Source organism: Pseudoalteromonas sp. bablab_jr011 (assembly GCF_016464045.1).
GTDB lineage: Bacteria > Pseudomonadota > Gammaproteobacteria > Enterobacterales > Alteromonadaceae > Pseudoalteromonas > Pseudoalteromonas lipolytica.
Map to the genome: position 1 here is coordinate 1 of NZ_JACDWU010000060.1, position 2994 is coordinate 2994.

At 42.7% G+C, this 2994-nt stretch carries 2 protein-coding genes; both read left to right on the forward strand.

The features are described 5' to 3' along the window. The first annotated feature begins 402 nt into the window (after positions 1-402). Positions 403-1317 carry an NTP transferase domain-containing protein gene (locus JIG41_RS01735; protein ID WP_199524179.1) on the forward strand — a complete coding sequence of 305 codons (915 nt, stop codon included), beginning with the start codon at positions 403-405 and terminating at the stop codon, positions 1315-1317. Between the two features lie 13 nt (positions 1318-1330). Next, positions 1331-2410 (forward strand): phosphotransferase enzyme family protein, encoded by a 1080-nt coding sequence (locus JIG41_RS01740; RefSeq protein WP_196857801.1) that lies wholly within the window; start codon positions 1331-1333, stop codon positions 2408-2410. The last annotated feature ends 584 nt before the right edge of the window (positions 2411-2994 follow it).

A 2994-nucleotide genomic window follows, 5' to 3' on the forward strand; every position in this document is an offset into this window, starting at 1 on the left:
CTCGCATCTCGCTTCTCGTAACTCGTTACTTACAACCCCTTCGCGCGAAATAAATTTCACGCCTACATTAAACCGTAGGCGTTATGCTTGCATGGCGTGTTTGCGCAGCAACGTCTCTTTAAAAATTCACGGCTAAAGCCCTTCCTACAAGTGATACACACTTCACACGTGGGAGGCGTTTTAACGCCGAAAAAGCAAACCTGTTCAGTGGTATTAAACACCCTTCACGGTATAGCTGTACTAGCTCGCACCTCGTACTTCGTAACTCGCGGCTTATTTATCTCGTTACTTATTTACCTCGCTTTTCGATGCTCGTTACTTATAAATTCACGGTTCAAGCCCTTCCTACGCCGTAAATATTTCTGGTAAACTTTTCCTTTGTTTTTTCACTCTGAATGCGCAATGACACAACACTCTCTAACTTTAATCGTATTGGCGGGCGGACTTGGTAGCCGTTTTGGTGGAAATAAGCAAATTGCTGAAATCCCTGGCCTTGGTTGTACCATTATGGAACTCAGTATTGCCGATGCAGTAAACGCGGGGGTAAGCCAAGTTGTCATCGTGATTAATAAAAAAATACGTGCAGAGTTCGAGGCTACCATTTTACCTCGCTTACCTAAATCACTCGATATTGTGCTCGTAGAACAAGAGATCACAGCGATACCCGCTAAATTTAGCTCTTTAGCCACAACGCGCACTAAACCTTGGGGTACAGGCCACGCACTTTTATGTGCAAAACCGTTTGTTCATAACCCTGCTATAGTTATCACCGCCGATGATTATTACGGTGCTTCATCATTCGAGATTATCGCAGAACATTTTAAACACAATTCGCAGTGGGCAATGGTTGGCTACCCAATTAAAGACACGCTTTCAAAGCAAGGTGGCGTTAACCGAGGGGTATGTAAGGTAGATCAGCAAGGCTATCTTATCGATGTGGTTGAGTATTTAGATATAAAACGTGAGAACAACACGCTTTATGGCAATAACCCACACAGTGAACAATGCGAAATAGCGAATGATGCACTAGGCTCAATGAGCTTTTGGGGAATTACACCACGTATTTTTGAGTATTTAGAGAGTGGTTTTTCTGAGTTTCTAGAAGATAATGACAACGGTGTCACAAAAGAGTATTATTTGCCTGACCAAATCCAAAAAGCAATCAAAAACACATTTCAATCAGTGGCTGTCTACCAGGCTCAATCTGCTTGGTATGGTGTTACTTACAGATCAGAGCTAGAAAAGGTTTCAAAAAAGCTTTATGAATTACATCACGGACGAACTAACAACAAGCACACCTGTTCAAATGCAAATTAAAAGTGAATTTCCTATGAAGTCTAACCCAGTTGCAGCGCATTTATCTGAATGTTTTGGCCTAAACAAAGTGGATGTAAGTCTAAAACCAATTGGCAACGGCCACATCAACACCACAATGCTTTTAAAAACGGATGAACATGCGCTAGTTGTGCAAAAGCTCAATACCGATGTGTTTCCACACCCAGAGCAACTGGTCGAAAATGCACGTTTGATTGAACAGCATTTAACAGAAAAACACCAAAAAGGTGAGTATGATTTAGACATTATTCGCCATGTACCCACAATAAAAAATGACTTTTTGGTTGAGTACGATCACGGTGTATGGCGTGCACTCGAATTTATTGGCGGCAGTTACAGCGAAGATGTTGTTGCAACTATTTCGCAGGCACAAACTGCAGCCAATGCATTTGGACAATTCGCTTTAGCATTGCAAGACTTTGAAGCTGACCAGCTGCATCATGTCATTCCTAATTTTCATAATTTAGCGATGCGTTTTGACGCTTTCAAAAAGGTCGTCGAACATGACCCAGCAAGCAGAGTGGCGCTTTGCCAAAGCGATATTGATTTTTGCTTAAACCAATATACGCTAGTCGATGAACTAAAAGAGCTTGAAGGTAAAATTCCACTTAGACCTTGCCATAACGACACGAAAATAAACAACATGCTTTTTTGTAAGCAGTCAGATGATGCCAAAGCCGTTATCGACCTAGATACCTGCATGCCAGGCTACTGGTTGTTTGATTTTGGTGACATGGTGCGTACATTCTGCTCACCAGAGCAAGAAGACTCTACGAATTTAAACAACGTGCGCGTACGTGAAGAGATCTTCGCCGCTATCGTAAAAGGTTATGTAGAACCGTTAAAAGAGGTTATTACCGACGCCGAAAAAGAAAGCTTTTGGCTTGGTACAAAAGTCATGACCTTTATGATTGGCCTGCGCTTTTTAACCGACTTTATCGATGGTGATAACTACTTTGCCACCAAGCACGCACACCATAACCTAGAACGTGCCCGCAACCAGTTTGCCCTATACCGCGATATTCTCGCCAAAGAGCATACCCTTAAAGCGATTTTAGAGATAAATAAGGGATGAACTGGAGGTTAGAGGTTAGAGGTTAGAGGTTAGAGGTTAGAAAGATAGAGGTTAGAGGTTAGAGGTTAGAAAGATAGAGGTTAGCCATCTTCGCGCGAAATAAATTTCACGCCTACAAAAGATACACATCTCTCACGTAGGAGGCGTTTTAACGCCGAAAAAGCAAACCTTTTCAGCGGTATTAAACATCCTTCAAGGTTTAGCTCGCATCTCGCTTTTCGTAACTCGTTGCTTATAACCCTTTCACGGCTAAAGCCCTTCCTACAAGTGATACACATCACACATGTGGGAGGCGTTTTAACGCCGAAAAAGCAAACCCATTCAGCAATATCAAACAACCTTCACGGTATAGCTGTACTAGCTCGCATCTCGTACTTCGTAACTCGCTGCTTACAACCCTTTCACGGCTAAAGCCCCTCCTACAAGTGACACACACCTCACATGTGGGAGGCGTTTTAACGCCGAAAAAGCAAACCTTTTCAGCAATAATAAACAACCATCTCGGTTTAGCTCGCATCTCGCTTCTCGTAACTCGTTACTTACAACCCCTTCGCGCGAAATAAATTTCACGCCTACATTAAACC

Excerpts from the sequence above, each read along its gene's own strand:
- JIG41_RS01740 (WP_196857801.1), top strand. The coding sequence starts at position 1,331 with ATGAAGTCTAACCCAGTTGCAGCGCATTTATCTGAATGTTTTGGCCTA.
- JIG41_RS01735 (WP_199524179.1), top strand. The coding sequence starts at position 403 with ATGACACAACACTCTCTAACTTTAATCGTATTGGCGGGCGGACTTGGT.